This is a genomic window from Streptomyces sp. AN091965 (assembly GCF_022698285.1).
Classification (GTDB): Bacteria; Actinomycetota; Actinomycetes; order Streptomycetales; family Streptomycetaceae; genus Streptomyces.
The window spans coordinates 9,430,637-9,447,753 of record NZ_JALDMY010000001.1 but is presented as its reverse complement, the minus strand read 5'-3'; the positions used below and the strand labels follow the sequence as shown (position 1 = coordinate 9,447,753).

At 75.7% G+C, this 17,117-nt stretch carries 12 protein-coding genes; 8 read left to right on the top strand and 4 right to left on the bottom strand.

The features are described from left to right. Window position 1 precedes the first annotated feature (1 nt). From MQV74_RS38920 to MQV74_RS38890, 7 genes are all read left to right on the top strand, one after another. Window positions 2-3,520 (top strand): hypothetical protein, encoded by a 3,519-nt coding sequence (locus MQV74_RS38920; protein WP_242728216.1) that lies wholly within the window; start codon window positions 2-4, stop codon window positions 3,518-3,520. A 5-nt stretch (window positions 3,521-3,525) separates the two neighbouring features. Then, a complete protein-coding gene (locus tag MQV74_RS38915; RefSeq protein ID WP_242728215.1) occupies window positions 3,526-4,839 on the top strand; it encodes a hypothetical protein in 1,314 nt (437 codons plus the stop codon). 67 nt (window positions 4,840-4,906) lie between these two features. Beyond that, window positions 4,907-5,824 (top strand): hypothetical protein, encoded by a 918-nt coding sequence (locus MQV74_RS38910; protein ID WP_242728214.1) that lies wholly within the window; start codon window positions 4,907-4,909, stop codon window positions 5,822-5,824. A gap of 56 nt (window positions 5,825-5,880) precedes the next feature. Then, window positions 5,881-6,291 carry a VOC family protein gene (locus MQV74_RS38905; protein ID WP_242728213.1) on the top strand — a complete coding sequence of 137 codons (411 nt, stop codon included), beginning with the start codon at window positions 5,881-5,883 and terminating at the stop codon, window positions 6,289-6,291. A gap of 31 nt (window positions 6,292-6,322) precedes the next feature. After that, a complete protein-coding gene (locus MQV74_RS38900) occupies window positions 6,323-6,826 on the top strand; it encodes a helix-turn-helix transcriptional regulator (protein WP_242728212.1) in 504 nt (167 codons plus the stop codon). A gap of 5 nt (window positions 6,827-6,831) precedes the next feature. Then, on the top strand, window positions 6,832-7,491 hold the full coding sequence (locus MQV74_RS38895; protein ID WP_242728211.1) for a glyoxalase: 660 nt from the start codon (window positions 6,832-6,834) through the stop codon (window positions 7,489-7,491). A gap of 17 nt (window positions 7,492-7,508) precedes the next feature. Then, on the top strand, window positions 7,509-7,943 hold the full coding sequence (locus tag MQV74_RS38890; RefSeq protein ID WP_242728210.1) for a YdeI/OmpD-associated family protein: 435 nt from the start codon (window positions 7,509-7,511) through the stop codon (window positions 7,941-7,943). Window positions 7,944-8,025: 82 nt separating this feature from the next. On the opposite strand, the gene MQV74_RS38885 is transcribed toward MQV74_RS38890, so the two are convergent. The 4 genes from MQV74_RS38885 to MQV74_RS38870 form a co-directional block, all read right to left on the bottom strand. Continuing rightward, window positions 8,026-8,790 carry a protein phosphatase 2C domain-containing protein gene (locus tag MQV74_RS38885; RefSeq protein WP_242728209.1) on the bottom strand — a complete coding sequence of 255 codons (765 nt, stop codon included), beginning with the start codon at window positions 8,788-8,790 and terminating at the stop codon, window positions 8,026-8,028. Continuing rightward, entirely contained in the window at window positions 8,787-9,638 is an 852-nt protein-coding gene (locus MQV74_RS41265; protein ID WP_242728208.1) for a vWA domain-containing protein, read from the bottom strand. The genes MQV74_RS38885 and MQV74_RS41265 overlap by 4 nt, the downstream gene beginning before the upstream one ends. Before the next feature lie 2 nt (window positions 9,639-9,640). Next, a complete protein-coding gene (locus tag MQV74_RS38875) occupies window positions 9,641-11,599 on the bottom strand; it encodes a caspase family protein (protein WP_242728207.1) in 1,959 nt (652 codons plus the stop codon). An 81-nt stretch (window positions 11,600-11,680) separates the two neighbouring features. Beyond that, window positions 11,681-15,181: a CHAT domain-containing protein gene (locus MQV74_RS38870; protein ID WP_242728206.1), complete on the bottom strand. Its 3,501-nt coding sequence runs from the start codon at window positions 15,179-15,181 to the stop codon at window positions 11,681-11,683. A 523-nt stretch (window positions 15,182-15,704) separates the two neighbouring features. Here MQV74_RS38870 and MQV74_RS38865 point away from each other — a divergent pair. Then, window positions 15,705-17,117: a PP2C family protein-serine/threonine phosphatase gene (locus tag MQV74_RS38865; protein ID WP_242728205.1), complete on the top strand. Its 1,413-nt coding sequence runs from the start codon at window positions 15,705-15,707 to the stop codon at window positions 17,115-17,117.

Genomic DNA, 17,117 nt, shown 5'->3' with positions numbered 1-17,117 from the left:
CATGGGACTGCACGCCCGCTTCGTAGCCTCGGGGCCGTCCTGTGTGGCGGACGCCCGCGGCGGCGGATTCACCCTGCTCGGACCGCTGTCGGCCGTCCAGCTGCCCGACGTGGAGCTGCGGCCGACCGGCGGCGGTGTCGTCGTCAGCAAGGCCGAGGTGCTGCACACGGACCCCGGCCTTCCGGCGCTGGACGCCGCCGCGCTCGACGGGGCGTTCCGCGCCGTCGAAGGCCGGGTCGTCCAGGCGCCGACGACCGTACGGGCACGCGGTCCCGTGGCGCTGGCCGGGCCGCCGGGCGTGACCGCGCTGCCGCTGGTCGTCCGCTTCACTCACCACGAGATCAATCCGGTCACCGGGCGTCCCGTCGGCACCATCCACGCCACCACCGAGCTCGCCACCACGCTCCGGCTGGACATGGCCATGTCCCCGCCCGTCCCTCCGGCCCCACCGGTCTCCCAGGCCGCTCCGGCGCAGGCCTCCGGTTCCGGGCAGTGGTACGACGCCACCCTGTGGTCGCGGACCCCGGCCGGAGCCGCGCCCGAAGGCGACCCCGCGCACGCGGCACCCGGGCCTTCCCCGAGCGTGCCGCCCGCCCCCGCGCCCGGCGGCCCCGGTGCCCGCCGGGTCCCGGAGGGCGCCGTGCGCCACTTCGGCTTCGCGGCGGTGGACTTCGGCACCACGAACTCCACGGTCACCGTCCACGACATGCGCCAGCTGGACGTACGCGCCATGTCACGGCACCAGGAGGCGCGGCTGCGCGAGGAGTTGAGGGAGCTGCTCGCCGATCCGGACGCGTGCGGCGGCGAGCGGGCACAGTGGCGCGAGCTGCTCACCGACGTGGCGCGGCAGTACCTCACGGACGGCGACGCTCCGCGCCCCGGGGCGGACGGCGGCCAGGCGCTCGCCGACGCCCTGGAGAGCGGCCACGGCGGCGACGGCTGGGTGCACGCTCTGTACACCGCGCTCGAACTGCGGGTCGCTTCCCGGGACGAGCGGCTGCGCCGGGCGGCGACACCGCTCCTGCACCAGTGCTACCACCGGGCCTTCGACGTGCTGCCGCTCGACGTGCTCAGGCTGTTCCCCGTGGACCTCGACCAGTCGGGCACCACGGAACTGGCCAGCCGTATCGAGGTCGTCGCCACCGATCCGGAGCTGCGGGTGCGCATGGGACCGGAGCGGATCCCGGTGGGGGGCCTGCCCATGGGCGGGGCCCAGTCGCACCGGGGTGTCAAGCAGTACCTGGGCCGCGACCACGTGATGCCGGGCCTGGAGCCCTTCACGGCCGACGACCTGATCCGCGAGGGGCTGCGCTATCTGCTCGACCAGACCGACGAATACCTCGCCGCCAACCCCAAGGAGTTCCACCAGGGCAGGCTCGACCACGTCGTCATGACGTATCCGACGGTGGCGCCGCCCGCGGTGCGCCGCAGGCTGCGCGAGCTGGTCGGGGCGGGGGCGGGCGGCGCGGGCGACGGGCTCGGCGTCACGCTGGTGGACACCCAGTTCGACGAGGCGGTGGCGGCCGCGCTGTTCTTCATCATGCGGGACTTCGGCGGCGACTTCGTGGCCGGAGTCGAGGCGTTCCGGGCGCGCTGCCGTCCGCTGCCCGGCACGGACCGGGCCTGGCAGCAGAACGTCCTGGTCATCGACATCGGCGGGGGCACCACGGACCTCGCCCTGATCAATCTGCGGCTCAAGGACGCGACGCCCGACCCGGTACCCGGTCAGGACCCCCGGTTCACCGGCCGCCTGTACGTCCTCACGCCCACGCTGCTCGGCTCCACCGGGCACCTCCAGCTGGGCGGCGACCTGATGACGCTGCGGCTCTTCCGCTGGTACAAGGCGGCCTTCGCCGACCATCTCCTCACCAGCCGGCCGGAGCGCTTCGAGCACGTCGTGGGCTCGCTGAAGGGCCCGTACGCCGTGGACGGCCGCTATGTGCCGCGCACCCTGCTCGACCGCGACCCCGAGATGGAGGGCTATCCGGCGGACCTGGTGGACCGCGTGGTGCCGACGCGGTGGAGCGCCGAGACGGTGGTGACGGTCTCCCGGGAGGACGCGGAGCAGACGTTCTGGCTGCTGTGGGAGCTCGCCGAGGACGCCAAGTTCCGGCTCGGCGCGGGCGAGGCCGCGTACCAGCCGCTGCCGGAGACGCTGGAGGTGCTCCTGGGGCGGCTCGGGGCGGCGGGCGCGCACGGCGAGCCGGGCGGGGCGTGGGTGCCGGTGCTCGACGCCGCGACGTTCGCGGGGCTCCTCGCGCCGGACCTCAAGGAGATCATGGATCTCGTGGTCGCCCTCACGAAGAACATCGTGACGGCCACCGAGCTCGACCGGATCTTCCTCACCGGCAAGAGCAGCCGGATGCCGCTGGTGCGCCACACCTTGGAGCGGCGGCTGCGGCAGGAGAGGGAGGTCCGCTGGAACCCCGCGGGCATCGCCGTGGAGGAGGAGTACGGCAAGAAGGCGACGTCCATCGGGGCCTGCTGGGGCCACCACGTCCGCCGCTTCGCCCACACCGTGCGCAACGCCCGGGGCGTCCTCGGCCGCGGCCGCTACGTGCTGCGCATCGAGGTGGACAACCTCAGCTACTACCTGCCGTGCGACTTCGGGCCGACGTACCAGCTGGCGGCCAACGACCCCACGCACGCCCTGCTCCAGGTCGGCGCGCGACTGAGCCCCATCGGCCCCGGCGGCGCCTGGGCCGTGCGCAGCAAGTGGCAGAGCCTGCCCGCGAGCCTGCGCATCCACCGCAACATCGGCACCGGCTGGAAGGAGTGGGGCGCCTTCGACCCGGACGCCTGGGTGCGCCTGGAGGAGCCCGGTTTCCGCCTGAACATGGCGGAGTGGACCCGCGAGGCGACGTTCCAGGTGGAGGTGAACGCCGACCTCGACCTGGCCGTGCACCTGGCGCGCGGCGCGCCGCAGTACGAGGTGGACGGACCGGCCCCGGTCCAGATCGACCTCGGCGGCGCCGGAGGCCAGTGGGTGCCGGTCGAGATCGTCGCCGACAACCGCGTGGCCGGGGACCGTCCGGACAAGGGCGTGGTCGTGTTCAGCCTGCCGCAGGACCCGCGCCGCCCCGGCGCGGCGGGGGCCGAGGCACCGCGCTTCGACCAGGTGTTCCGGGTGCCGGACGCGGGTCCGGGCACGCGGGCGACGCGGGGCATGACGAGCGGCCCGCTCGGCCCGCCCCCGTACGACGGCTGGTCGTTCTACCTGCGCTACCCCGGCGAGCCCGACCGGAAGTGGGACCTGCTCGGCGTCGTGCCGGTGCCCGAGCGGAGCGGCACGGAGGAGGCGTACGGCACGGAAGCGGTGGAGGCCGAGGAAGGGGTCCCGTACGTGGCGACGCTCGACGAGCAGGGGCGGCTGCGGGTGCACCGGGCGCCGGTGCCGTACTGGAGGGCCGACTCGCTCGCCGGGATGTGGGGCGCGCCGGGTTCGGTGTTCCGGGTGGACATGAGCGACACGAAGGCCTCGTACATCGCCGAGCGCGACCCGTTCAACGGCGGGCACTGACCGCCGTGGACGCGCTGCGCAGGCTCAGCCGACTGCCCGATTCGCATCTGGCGGCGCTGGCGCGGGCCCATCTGGCGGGCCTGCAGGCCGCGTTGGGCGTGGCCCTGGAGGCGCTGCCCGACGACACGGGCGCGCGGGAGTGCCGGGCCGCGCTCGCGGAGGTGACGGCGGCGCTGGCGGCGGAGGGAGCCGTCGGCTCGTCTCCGGGGCGGGCCCCCGCATCCGACGAAGCCGCGGAAGGCATGGGCGCCTCCACTGAAGCCATGTGGGCCTCCGCCGAAGCCACGGGCGCCTCCGCCGAAGCCGCGGAGTCCGACGAGAGCACCCCGCCGATGGGCACACCCGTGCCGGTCACGCGGGAGCCGGTCGCCTCGGTGCCCCCGGAGCCGGTCGTGCGGCCCTCCCCGGCCGTCGACCCCGAGCTGGCCGCCCTGGCCGCGGAGTTGACGCGGAGCCAGGAGAGCGCCACCTTCCTCGGCCCGCTGGCCGTGCCCGGGGACGCCGACACGGCCGCGCTGTGGCGGTGGTTCCAGCTGACCCTGCTGCGCCTGCCGGGCGCGTACGCGACGCGGTGGCGCGCGCGGGCGGACCAGTTGGCGGTGGCGGCGCGGGACGCGACCGCGGAGCAGTGGGACGAGTGGCGGGCGCTCGACGGCGTCGAGGTCCTCCTGCCGCCCCTGCCCCGGGCGGGGGTCACCGGCGTGCGTCTCGGCGCGACGGGGTCCCTCGCGGACTGGGCGGTGGCCGCCGCGGACGGCGACCACAGCGCTCCCCGGGCCGCCGGTGAGCTGCGGTCGCCGCTCGCCGCCTGCGTCGTCCTCGCGGGCTGGGTGACCGATCTGGCCTGCCTGGACGTCCAGTTGCACCACTGCCTGGAGAGCGTGACGCGGCGGGGCGTGGCGCCGCTGTCCGAAGCCGAGCACCGCGCGGCCTACCGTCTGGAGCTCGCCCAGCGGCTCGGGCGCCTGGCCCGGCAGCCGCCGGGCTCGCCGGCGGAGCTGCGGGCCGCCCTCGCGGTGGACGAGGCGCTGTGCTCGATCCTCCATCTGCCGCCCGCCGCGCCCGGCAGCTGGTGGGCGCGGGTCGCCGAGGCGTCCCAGCGGGCCGTGCTCGAACTGCGGCGCCGGGTGCGGGACAGCGGCGCGGACGTCGCCGTGCAGGTGCTCGCCCCGACCTATCGCGAGGCCCGCCGCCGCACCGGGGGCAACGACATCCCCCTGGACGCGGGCGGACGCAAGGGCCAGGTGCTCGCCGGGCTGAGGCTGTGGGCGCACGTCGACGGCCGCGAGCTGCCGGGCCGGGCGGTGTACCGGGCATGAGGCGACTGCGGCGCGGTGGTCCCGAGGGGGCGCACGGCAGGAACGGCGGGCCCGCAGGAGGCGCGGCATGAGCCCCGTGCCGGGCCGCCCCGCGCGCTGGCCGACGAAGACCGAGTACGCGGAGGCGGTCCAGGACCCGGCCGCGGCGTTCGCGGAACCGGAGCTGGCCGGGGGCGTCCTCGACCTCAACCGGCTCGGCATGCCGCGCACCAGCTCCGGGCGGAGCGCGGTGGTGTTCCGGCTGCTCGGGCCGCGCGGCGCCTGCGCGGTGCGCTGCATGACGCGGCCGCCCGCCGCGGGCGCCCTGCGCTACGACGCGCTGAGCCGCTACCTCCAGGGCCGCGCCTGCCCCGCGCTGACCCCGGCGACCTGGCTGGAGCGGGGCATCCGCGTGGGCGCCGGCTGGTGGCCGGTGGTCCTGATGCCGTGGGTGCCCGGGGACACCCTCGACATCGCGCTGTCCCGGCGTCTGCGCGAGCCGCGCGCCCTGCGGCACCTGGCGGCCAACTGGCGGGTGGCGCTGCGCCAGTTGGACCGCGCCGGCATCGGCCACGGCGACCTCCAGCACGGCAACGTCCTGGTGGACGACGAGCTGCGGCTCCAGCTGGTCGACCTGGACGGGGTGTGGGTGCCGGTCGGGCAGGAGTGGCCGCGTGCCGACGCCGGTCACCCCGACTACCGCCACCCCAAGGAGGACGGCGAGCTGCGCGGTGTGCGCCTGGACGCCTTCCCCGCCTCCGTCATCTTCCTGTCGACGCTGGCCGTGGCCGCGGACCCGGGCCTGTGGAAGCTGCACACCCAGGAGAACCTGATCTTCCGCGCCGCCGACTTCGCCCGCCCGCGCGGCACTCCCCTGTGGGACCGCCTCGCCCGCTCTCCCGATCCCCGCGTGGCGGCCCTGGCCGCCCGCCTCGCCACCGACTGCGAGCGCGCCCCCGGCCAGGCGGGCACTCCGGAGGAACTGGTGTCCGCCCTGCGCCGGTGACCGATCGATCACGAATCGAGAAGCGCGCTCGGGGAGCTGCGTCTAGCCTGCTCGCCATGGACATCACCATTCATACGGCTTCCCTTCCGCACGACGACCCGGACTCGTCGCTCGCCTTTTACCGCGACGTCCTCGGCTTCGAGGTCCGCAGCGACGTCGGACAGGGCAAGATGCGCTGGATCACGGTCGGCCCCGCCGGTCAGCCGGGCACGTCGATCCTGCTGGCGCCGCCCGCCGCCGACCCCGGGATCACCGAGGACGAGCGCCGCACGATCACCGAGATGATGGCCAAGGGCACCTACGGCTGGATCCTGCTGGCCACCCCGGACCTCGACGCCACGTTCGAGAAGGTGCAGGCCGGTGACACCGAGGTCGTCCAGGAGCCGACCGAGCAGCCGTACGGCGTCCGCGACTGCGCGTTCCGCGACCCCGCGGGCAACCTGATCCGGATCCAGGAGCTGCGCTGAGCCGTGCGGGCATCGAACGAGGGGGGTTCCCATGTGTAAGCCCGAATGGCGGCGCGCACGCGTCCAGGCACAGCGCCTGGACGATCTCGCGCGGCTGCGCCGCGTCCGCGACCGGATCGACAGGGAGTACGCGCAGCCACTGAACGTGGAGGCGCTCGCCCATGCCGTGCACCTGTCCCCCGGGCACCTGAGTCGGTGGTTCCGGGCCGCCTACGGCGAGTCGCCGTACGCGTACCTGATGACGCGTCGCATCGAGCGGGCGACGGCGCTGCTGCGGCGGGGCGACCTCAGCTTCACCGAGGTGTGCTGCGCGGTCGGCTGCGCGTCGCTAGGCACGTTCACCACCCGCTTCGGCGAGCTGGTCGGCATGCCGCCCGGGGTCTTCCGGCGCCAGGCGGCGGATGCGACGGCCGACGGTGCCGGTGCCGCGCGGGCGGCGATCGAGGTGGAGGGGATGCCTGCGTGCGTGGCGAAGCAGGTCTCCGGACCGGTCAGGATTCGAGAAGCCCCGGCCGGGGCGCGGCCCCTAGCGTGAGGGTCATGGCGACCACCACTTCCACCGCGGCCCGCACGTCCCTCGCATCCGTCGCCCTTGAGGTGGCCGACGTCGAGGCCGCTCGCCGCTTCTCCAGCGCCTTCGGCGTGGACGCGTACATACGCCTGCGGGCCTCCGAGGCGCACTCCACCGGATTCCGCGGCTTCACCCTGGGGCTCACGGTGTCCCGGCCCGCCACCGTCGACGGCTTCCTCGGCGCCGCCGTGGACGCCGGAGCCACGGTCCTCAAGCCCGCCGCGAAGTCGCTGTGGGGCTACAGCGGCGTCGTCCGGGCCCCGGACGGGACGATCTGGAAGATCGCGACCTCCGCGAAGAAGGACACCGGCCCCGACACCCGCGCGATCGACGAGGTCGTCCTCCTGCTCGGCGTCGAGTCCGTGAAGGCCACCAAGCAGTTCTACGCCGAGCGGGGCCTGACCGTGGCCAAGAGCGTCGGCGGCAAGTACGTCGAGTTCGCCGCCGGCCAGTCGAGCCCCGTCAAGCTGGCGCTGTACAAGCGCCGTGCCCTGGCCAAGGACCTCGGCGTCCCCGTCGACGGCTCCGGCTCGCACCGCGTCGTCCTCGGCGGCACCGCCGACGCCTTCACCGACCCGGACGGGTTCGCCTGGGAGGCGGCCGCGCCGGACGCCCCTACCCCGTCCTGAACGACAGAAGGAAGACCATGAAGTTTTGGACCCACGTCGAGCCGCCCGAGCCCATGCGGGGCCTGGAGGTCCCGCCCGAGGTGGTGGCGGCGCTCGGCGGAGGCGCGCGGCCCCCGGTGACGATCACGGTCAACGGGCACTCCTGGCAGAGCCGGGTCGCCCTCCTGCGCGGCCGCCACCTGCTCGGCCTCAGCAATGCCAACCGGCAGGCCGCGGGGGTCGCGATCGGCGAGGAGGTCGAGGTCGAGGTGGAGCTCGACACCCGGCCGCGCGTCGTCGTCGAGCCCCCTGACTTCGCCCGGGCCCTGGACGACGACCCCGTCGCCCGCGCCGCGTACGACCACCTCACCCACAGCCGCAAGCGCGAACACGTACGCGCCATCGAGAACGCGAAGAGGCCCGACACGCGCCGACGGCGCATCGAGAAGGCCATCGCCACCCTGCGGGGCTGAAACCCGAGAGGAGTGCCTCCACCGGCGCGATCGTTCCCCGCGCCGACCGCCGTACCGATGGCCCCCGAAGCCGGGGCCCGTCTCACACCCGTGCGACGCGGCAGCGCGCCAACGTGATGTCGTCCTCCTCCAGTTCCCCCCGTCGCCACAGCGCCCGCACCTTCGCCGTGAGGTCGGCCGCGTCGCACCGGCGCAGGAAGCGCCACACGTGCGGGCCGTGCGCGGTCTCGGTCAGGGCCCAGCGGGCCAGGGCGTCGGTCATGACGAGGAGGTCGTCGCCCGCGGCTCCGGCTCCGGTGGTGACGCGGGCGGCGGTCACCGCGTCCGGCAGGGCCGTGGCCGAGGTCGGGAGCAGGGCGGGGGCGGAGGTGAACTGCTCGGGGCGGTGCAGGGGGAACGACAGGGTCGGCGCGTCGGCGCGCAGGGCGACCAGGCAGGTGTCGCCGACGGCCACGGCCTTCCACCGAAGGGTGTCCGCGCCGGGCGGGGCGGGCTCCGCCACGAGCCCCAGGAGGGTGGCGTAGCTGCCGCGTTCGACGGCGTCCCAGAGGTACGGAGGCGCCTGCGGCGACAGGCGTACGCACTGCGACCACTCCTCGGCGGCGGCGCGGACCCAGCCGCGGAGCGCCGGGGCGTCGAAGCCCTCGGGCGGCCGCGCCACGAACCGGCGGACGAGGCAACGCGCCCAGGGCCCTGAGGCGAGGGCGCGCGTCGCGCCGTCGGAGACCGCGATCAGGCCGCGCGCCGGGTCGAGGGCGGCGGCGTCCTCGCTCGGTTCCGTGGCCGACTTGGGCACGGCGAGCACCTCGGCGCCGACGAGCGCGAGCCGTGGCCCGGATCCGGTCACCCGGCCCGCACCCGGCCCGTTGTGGCGGTGCCGATCCGCATGAAGTCGACCAGCTCCGGCACGTCCGCGTTGTACACGAACCCGCGGGCTCCGGGGGCGATGCGGTCGGCGTAGCCCGCCTCCTCCACGAGGCCCGCGGGCAGTTCGCTGGACATCTCGTACAGCAGCGCGGTCGCCGGGTCCGCGCCGCCGACGGGCGCGGACGGGAAGTACACGGCCTGCTCGCCGCGCGCCGACAGGTGGAGGTTGAACAGGAGCAGGCGTCCGTCGGCGGTGCGCAGCTTGCGCAGCCGGGCCGCGGCCCTGCGCGGGTCGCCGTCGGTGGCCATGCCGTCGGTCACGTGCAGCACGACGGGCGGGAAGGAGTCCCGGTGCCGGGCCGCCCAGCGCTTGAGCACCTTGTGCGTGTACTGGAGCGCCGCGCACATCGGTGTCGAGCCGTGCCAGACCGGGTCGAGCCACACCATGCTGCGGCGGCTGACCGGGCGGTAGCGGCCCTCGCCGTCCGGGAGGAGCTTCTCGCGGGTCTCCACGCGCGCGTAGCGCGGCAGATGGGCGCTCGGCACGAGCGGGTCGCGTCCGTCGCCGCCGACGACGGGGACGACCGTGCCGGGTCCGCCGTAGCCGATGACGCCGACGTCGAAGTAGTGCCGGGGTTCCTCCTCGCGCACGTCCTTGGTGCACTCGATGAGCACGGCGTACAGCACGTCGTTGACGGTGTCGCTGAGGGCCTGGCCCTTGCGCACCCGCGCGCTGCCGCCGATGGTCTGCTGCATGGTGCCGGACTGGTCGACGAGGAAGAGGAAGCAGCCGGGCCGCCGCCGGTCGATGCGCTGTTGGTAGGGCACGGTTACCTCCCGGCGTCCGGGTCGTGGGCGGGCGGGCCGGGGCGGCGCCCGTGGTGCAGGAGGAGGTCGCAGCGCGTGACGCGGTAGCGCACCGGGGCCTCCGCGGTCCCGGGTGTGCGGGCGTCGCGGACGCCGGTGAGGACGTCGTCGACGAGGCGTTGGAGGGCCGAACCGCCGGGCCCGCGCCGGGCGATGCCCCGCTGGGCGAGCCGCGTCAGGTCCTGCGGGCGGTCGGTGACGACGGCGACGAGGGTCTCGGGGCGCGGTGCGCCGCGGGGCAGGCCGTCGGGCCAGTACAGCTCGATGCCCGCGAGGCGGTGACTGCCGGGGAGCCGGAACAGCTCGTAGTGGTCGCCGGCGCCGAGGCCGACGCCCGCGGGCTCGGTGGTGGTGAGCTGGGTGACGGCCCCGCGCAGACCGATGTCGAACACGGAGACGTAGCGGCGTTCGGCGGCCCGGTTGTGAAGGCGGATGACGATCTCGTCGCCGTGGAAGACGTGGAAGGCCTGGAGGACGTGGGCGCCGCCGCGGTCCAGGGGCTGTTGGGTGCCGTCGGCGCCCAGCAGCGCGTAGTGGAAGGTGACGTCGTCGGGCAGCGCGGCCGGGCCCGTGCCGGAGGCCAGGGCGCGGACGTGGGCGGCCCGGGCGAGCTGCTGGAGGTCCAGGGTGAGGGAGTCGAGGGCGGTGTCGGTGGTGGGGGTGGCGGCGGTGCGCAGCGGCTCGCCCTCGGCGTCGGCCAGGCGCAGCCCGTCGGCGGTGAGGGTGAGGACGGCCAGGGCGGGCTCGTCGCTCCGGGCGGTCCGCAGGTGGGCGCAGGCGTTGAGCCGCGCGGCCACGCGGGCGTGGTCGGGGTGGTCCGCGGGGGTCAGGAGGACGGGGCGGCGGCCCCAGCAGACGTGGAGCGGGTGGGCCTCGGTGCCCGGGGGCAGCCGCGTCCCGATGCCCGGTGCCTGGTCGGCCATGGGGAGGCGCAGCCGTGCCGTCCCGGCCTCCGCGCGGTCCACCACGGCGGTGGTGAGCGGCCGTTCGGGGTCGCCGCCCGGGGGCACCAGCGCGTACTGGTCGCCCACGGCGATGCCGAACAGCTCCACACCGGTCAGATACGCCCCGTCCCGGTCGGAGCCCACGGGGAGCACGCCGGTGGCCCGCTGCTCGGTGGTGTCGAACAGGAGCCGGTCCGCGGGCCCTTCGACCTCCGGCCGCTGGAAGGGGACGACGTCGAGGACGGCGGGCCGCAGCAGGCCCATCAGGGTGCGCCAGGTCAGCCGGTCGGCGCCGGGGGCGCGCAGCAGCCGGGCGAGGCTCGCGGTGAGCAGGCCGCGCGGGCCGTCGAAGCCGGGCAGCTCGACTTCGTAGGCGCTGGCGTCGGGTTCGCAGGCCACGAGGCGCACGACGGACGGGTTCGACTCGGCGGCGGCGCGGCCCGTGCGGGGCGGGGCGGCCCGCACGGCCGTCCGCCAGGCCCCGTACACCGCCGCCCAGTCGCGGCCGTCCGTACGGGCCTTGGGGACCTGTCGGGCGGTGCGGGCCATGCGGGCGGAGTGGCAGCTGTCGATGATGGTCGTGACGTTCGCGGTGCGGGCGCTCAGCTCGTCCTGGAGCAGGCTCAGCTCGTCGGCGAACAGGCCCCGGAACGCGCCGTGCGGGCCGGGCTCGTCGATGTCGGTGGGGCACAGGTACTGGAGGCGGTCGGGTCGTCCGGAGGCAGTCGGTGCGGGGCGAGGGGCGCGCGCCTGGCCGCCGTGGCCCGAGTAGTAGACGACGGCGGCGTCCCCGGCCTCGGTGGCGTCGACGAGCGCGCGATAGGCCTCGATGAGGCCGCGCCGGGTCGCGCGTCGCCCGGTGGCCCGGGTCACCTCGAAGCCGAGGGGTGCGAGGGTGTCCGCCATCAGCGCGACATCGGCGTCCACGCCGCGCAGCACTCCGGTGCGACAGCCGATGAGCAGTGCCCGTTGACGCATCGCAGCCCCCCGTGACGCGCGCCGTAGCCGCCAGGATGGCACGGCGGACCACCCCGGTCACCCCCGCGTCCGCGGCACGTGTCAGGCGCCGATGTGGACGAACGGAGCCCAGTGGTAGGGCAGTGGGGACGTGTGCCGGGTGAGGGCCGTGGGCGGGCGGCCGTCGCGTGCGCACGCGGCCGCGGCGCCGCCGCCGGTCAGCTCGCGCAGGCGCTCGTACGCCGTGGCGCGCCCGTCGGCGTCCAGGGCACGCAGGCGGCGCTGCGCGGTGGTGAGCGCGTCGGCCACCGGTGTGCCGGGGCGGGCGAGCAGCGCTTCGTAGAAGTACGTCATGAGGACGGCTCCGGAGGCGTCGTCGACGGGCCACAGCGACACGATCGCGTGCCGCGCGCCCGCCGTGACGGCTGCGCGGACCAGGCCGATGACGTCGCCTCCCGCGGTGGCCGTGCCGCGTCCGGTGTGGCAGGCCGAGAGCACGACGAGGTCGGCGGTCAGGTCGAGGCCGGTGACGTCCCCGACGGTCAGCCGGTCGTGTCCGGCGAGCGCGACGTGGCTGCGGTGCGGGCCGCGCTCGTGCAGCACGCCGTGGGTGGCCAGGTGCAGGACGGCGCGGCCGGGGGCGGACGCGGTGACGGCGGCGGCCGTCGCGGCGTCGCCGAGCAGCGGTTCGGTGCCGAGGAGCCGGGCGATGGCCCGCACTTCGGTCGCCGTTCCGGGCAGTCGGGCGAGCCCGCGTCCGGGTGCGTGGGCGGGGTCGCCGACGAGTAGCGCGGGCGCGTCGCGGCGCGGGGGCCGGCCGCCGCCGGGCCGGGTGACGAGGGAGGCCGAGGGCAGCTGGGAGATCACGCACCGCTCCCCCAGCGGCACGTCGCCGAGGGGCAGGACGGCGAACGGCACGAGGGTGAGTGCCCGGTGCGGCACCACGTACAGGCGGCGACGGCTGCGCACGGCGTCCGCGACGGGGTCGAGGAGCAGCCGCGCGAGGGCGCCCGCGTCCGCGGTGTCGTGGTGGCCGCTCGCGCACGCGGAGTGGAATCTCCGTACGGCGCAGGCGAGATCGCGGTGGTGCACGGTCCTGCGGGTGTGGCGGGCGCCGTGCCGGTCGACCGCCCAGGTCACCAGGTCGTCGTCGAACGTCTCGTACATCAGGAGCAGCGCGTCGTCGGGCAGGGCGGCGCGCACCGCGTCCAGGCGGGTGCCGCGGACGCGCCGTTCGCCGTCGGCACGCCCGCGCAGCAGCCCCGGCGCGTGCGTGGCCACGTGGGTCTCGGCGGCCTCCAGCTCGTCCTCGGCGGCGAGCACGGTGGCGCGCAGGCGCGCGGAGGACGGGGTGTGCGCGACGTCGCCGGTCACGCTGTCCACGAGCCCCTCATAGGCGGCCGCCCACGCCGAACCGGCGCGCAGCCAGCGGCGGGCCGCGTCCAGCGGTGGCCCCTGCGGCAGGTCGTCGAGGGTGCGCAGCACGTCGACGGCGATGCCGCGGCAGCGGTCGGAGAGTTCGAAGGCGAGGGCGCGTTCGGCGTCCGGGTCGACGGTGTCGTGGGGCTCTTCGGGGTGCTGGTCGGCCGTGTCGAGGGCTTCGTCGGCCCGGCCGAGGTGGGCGCGGGCCGCGATGTGGTACATCGCCGCGACGTTCACGTCGTCGGTCATGGAGGTGCGCAGGACGTCCCGGACGAGCTGGTCCGACCAGCGTTCGAAGCGGGCCACCGCGTCCTCGCTCATCCGGGCGGCGGCGCTGTGGTCGCCGAAGGCCTCGGCGAGCTCGGCACGGCGCGCCAGGTCCTCCCAGGGGCGCTCCGGGTCGCCGCACCAGGACGTCTCGTCGAGGACGGCCAGGGCGTGGCGGGCGGTGTGCGGGTCACCGAGGCGCAGGAAGAGGCTGACGGCGTGATCGGGGTGCAGGCCGCCGCGCCGGAAGAGGCGGGAGGCGAGGGCATGGGCCTGCTGGCGTCGGCCGAGTTCGTACAGGAGGACGGTCCGCAGCAGCGCGTCGTCCCCCGCCCGGTCCAGCGCGGCGCGGAGCACTGCGTGCGCCTCGTCGCGGAAACCGGCCTCCAGCGCCCTGCGGCCCCGGTGGCGCAGCAGTTGGGCGGGGGCGCGCCGCAGGCTCTCGCGCACGATGTCGATGGCCTCTCGCGCGGGCGGCCAGGATCCGGCGAGCCGTTCGGCCGTGGCGGCCACCTCGCCGAGCCGCGCCTGGGCGACGCCCTTCAGGTCGGGGTCGGCGAGCGCCTCCACGGCCCGGTCGAGCGCCAGGGCGAGTTCGGCGGCGCGCAGCCAGCTCCGCTCGTCGGCGCCCCGTTCGCGCAGCGCGGCCGTGGCGTGCGCGGTGTCGGCGGCGAGGAGCACGGTCGATGCCTGGCGGAAGTTGAGCCGGTCGACGAGGTCGACGTACGCGCGGTCGGTGAGGTCCGCCTCCGGCGGGGCGGTGATCCGGGCGGTGACGAAGCGGGCGGCCCGCAGGCAGCGCAGGGCGGCCAGGGTCAGGCCGTCCCGCTGCCAGGCGGCGGCCCGTGCGAGCAGCAGGCGGACCAGGCCCTTGAGGTAGCTGACGCTGCCGTCGTCGCGGCACCAGCGCGCGAGTTCGTCGAGGTCGCGGCGGTCGGCGTCGTGGCCGTCGGCGAGGCGGTCGAGCAGGTGGTGCGTGGTGGCGAGCGCGGTCAGCGCGCCCGCGCCCGACTGTTCGGCCAGTGCGGCGGCGCGCTCGCCCGCCCGCACGCGGTCGGGCCCGTCGCCGCGCGTGCGGGGCAGGTGGACCAGGCGCAGGGCGACGCGGGCGCGGCCGCGCGGGGCGGGCAGGCGCGCGTAGAGGGCGTCGGCCGCCTCGTAGTGGGCTCGGGCCATGGCAGGGTCGACGCGTACGTCCTCGGGGGCGCTGCCCGGTCGCTCCGCATGCGCCGGGCCGAGGCGCAGGCCCAGGAGGTCGGGGTGGGAGCACGGCGTCAGGGCCGCGTCGCCCTGGAGGAGGTAGACCCGGGCGAGCACCCAGGGGTCGCCGTGTGCGTCGTGCCGGCACCGGTCGAGGGCGGCCAGGACGTCGGCGTCGCGTCCCGCGCGGCGGGCCACGTCGGCGGCGGCGAGGTGGACGTGCGCCCGCACCCAGCGCACCAGCGCGGCATCCGTCCCCGGCACGTCGTTCGCCTGGCGTTCCGTGTCGCGCAACACGTGGGCGATGGCCCAGTGGTCGCCGCTGGTGCGGGCGTTCTCCACGGTGTCGCGGGCCGAGAGGAGCCGGGGCAGGAAGCGGGCGGCCCAGAACTCCACCAGGGCGGCCTCCGGGGCGGGCGTCCGGGGCGCCCCCGCGGCCAGGCGTTCGGCGTCGCCCTCGGCGAGGACGGCGCCCCCGTCGCCGGGGTACCAGTTCAGGTCGAGGGCGTGGGCCGCCATCCGCAGCGCCGCGGCCATGTCGTCGACGGCGCCCGGCTCGCGCACGCCCGCGAGGCGGCGCAGGGCCCGCCGGGGCTCGCCCGCCACGAGGGCCCGGGCGCTCGCGACGAGCGGGTGCTCGGGCCGTGCGGCGTCCCGGCCGAGCCCCGGTTCACCGGTGAGCAGTATGCGGAGCACGTCGTGGGCCATGTCCATGCGCTTCCCCCCCAACACCCCGCCTCTGTACGAGAGTTGGGGCTCCACCCGCGATTTTCGGACACCAGCGTACTGAGCGCGACGACCGAGGACTCCGGCCTCCACCGAAAGCCCGCAGAATGCGCCGGGTGTGGCGAACAAGCCGGAGGACCAGCACCTTCGCGCCATGTTCCGTTCGCGTGGAAGCCGTGCCACCGTCGGGTGTCCATGCCGACGGGCGCGTGCCGGAGCGCGGCGTGGCGGCCCGGATCACCAGGCGCAACCCCCGCCCCGTCGGCCTCGGAGTACGGACGGTCGCCCTTTCACCTAAGGACACTGGCATATGACAACAGCACCACCACATCGGGTGTTGCCAAATCCCTTACGTGCCTGAGTCCGCTGTGCCAGAGTCGTTACCGGTCGAAGAGTTGTTTCTGAAGTCAGCACGGAAGCCGACAGCGCGGCCAGCCAGGAAGCCCGCCGCCCCCACCAGCGCGGCCCCCGCGAGCCGGCCCAGCCGCATCGCATCGCCTACGGAGCCCCCATGCCGTCCCACGTCTTCGCGGACCGAACCGCCCAGCCGCCCGAGCGCGGCCCGGTCGACGCGCTGATCACGCAGACGCGCCGGCTCCGCGGCGAGGTCGACGCCGTGCGCCGCGACGCCACCGCCGACCACAGCGACCCCACGGGCCGCTGGCAGCGTGCCCTGTGCGACCTCGCCGTCCATCAACTCAACGATCTGCACGGACACCTGGCCCAGCTGCGGGACGGCCCGCCGCGCACGCTCCGCCCGCACGGCGGCGCCGCGCGGCCGGAGCCGCCGCCCGGCTCCCTGCTCAGCCGCGTGGGCAGTGCCGAGTGGAACCTCCTCACCGACGAGGCCACCTGGTCCGGCGAACTGTTCCAGATCCTCGGCCGCGACCCGGCCGCGCCGCCGCTGTCCCTCGACGAGCTGCCCTCGCTCGTGCACCCCGACGACCACGCGCTGCTCACCGCGATGGTCACGGACTGCCTGGTCGACGGCAAGCCGATCGACGGCGAGTTCCGCGTCGTGCGCGCCGACGGCAGCGAGCGCCAGGTGCACATGATGGGCGAGCCCGTACTCGCCGCCGACGGCTCCACCGCCTCCATGTGGGCGGTCCTGCGGGACGTCAGCGAGCTGCGCCGCAGCCAGCGGGCGGTCAGCGAGAGCAGCGACTCGCTCCAGCGCCAGCACCACCTCGCCCAGACCGAGCACCGGCTCGCCGTCGAGCTGCAGGAAGCCGTACTGCCGCCGTGGCACGGCTCGCTGCGCTTCCCGCAGGGCGGCCCGGCAGGCCTCGACCTCGCCGCCCACTATCTGCCGTCGTCGTCCAGCGCCCTCATCGGCGGCGACTGGTACGACGCCCTGGAGCTGGCCGACGGCCGGATGCTGCTGAGCGTCGGCGACCTCACCGGCCACGGCGTCACGGTGACGTCGGGCATGGCGATGCTGCTCGGCGCGCTGCGCGGCATGGCCGTCGCGGGCACGCAGCCGGGCCAGCTGATGGCCTGGCTCAACCAACTCCTCGACACCTCGGCGCAGCCCGCCCTCGGCAGCGCCGTCTGCTGTCTGTACGACCCCGAGCGGCACATGCTGACCTGGTCCCAGGCCGGGCACCCCGCCCCGCTGCTGTTCCGTGACGGGACGGGGCGCCCCCTGACGCCTCCGGACGGCGTGCTCCTCGGCGCGACGTCCGGCGCGACGTACGACCAGGCCGACGAGCCGCTGCGCCCCGGTGACCTGCTCCTGCTGCACACGGACGGCCTGGTGCCGCGGCGTTCCCGAGATGCCGCGACCAGCCGACTGCTCGCCCTCGCGCCGCGCTTCGCCGAAGCGAGGACGGCTCAGGACTGTGTGCGCCTCACGGTCGAGGAGTTCGGCGTGGCCCCGCGCGAGGACGACGCCTGTCTGCTGGTGGCCAGGGTCGACACCTAG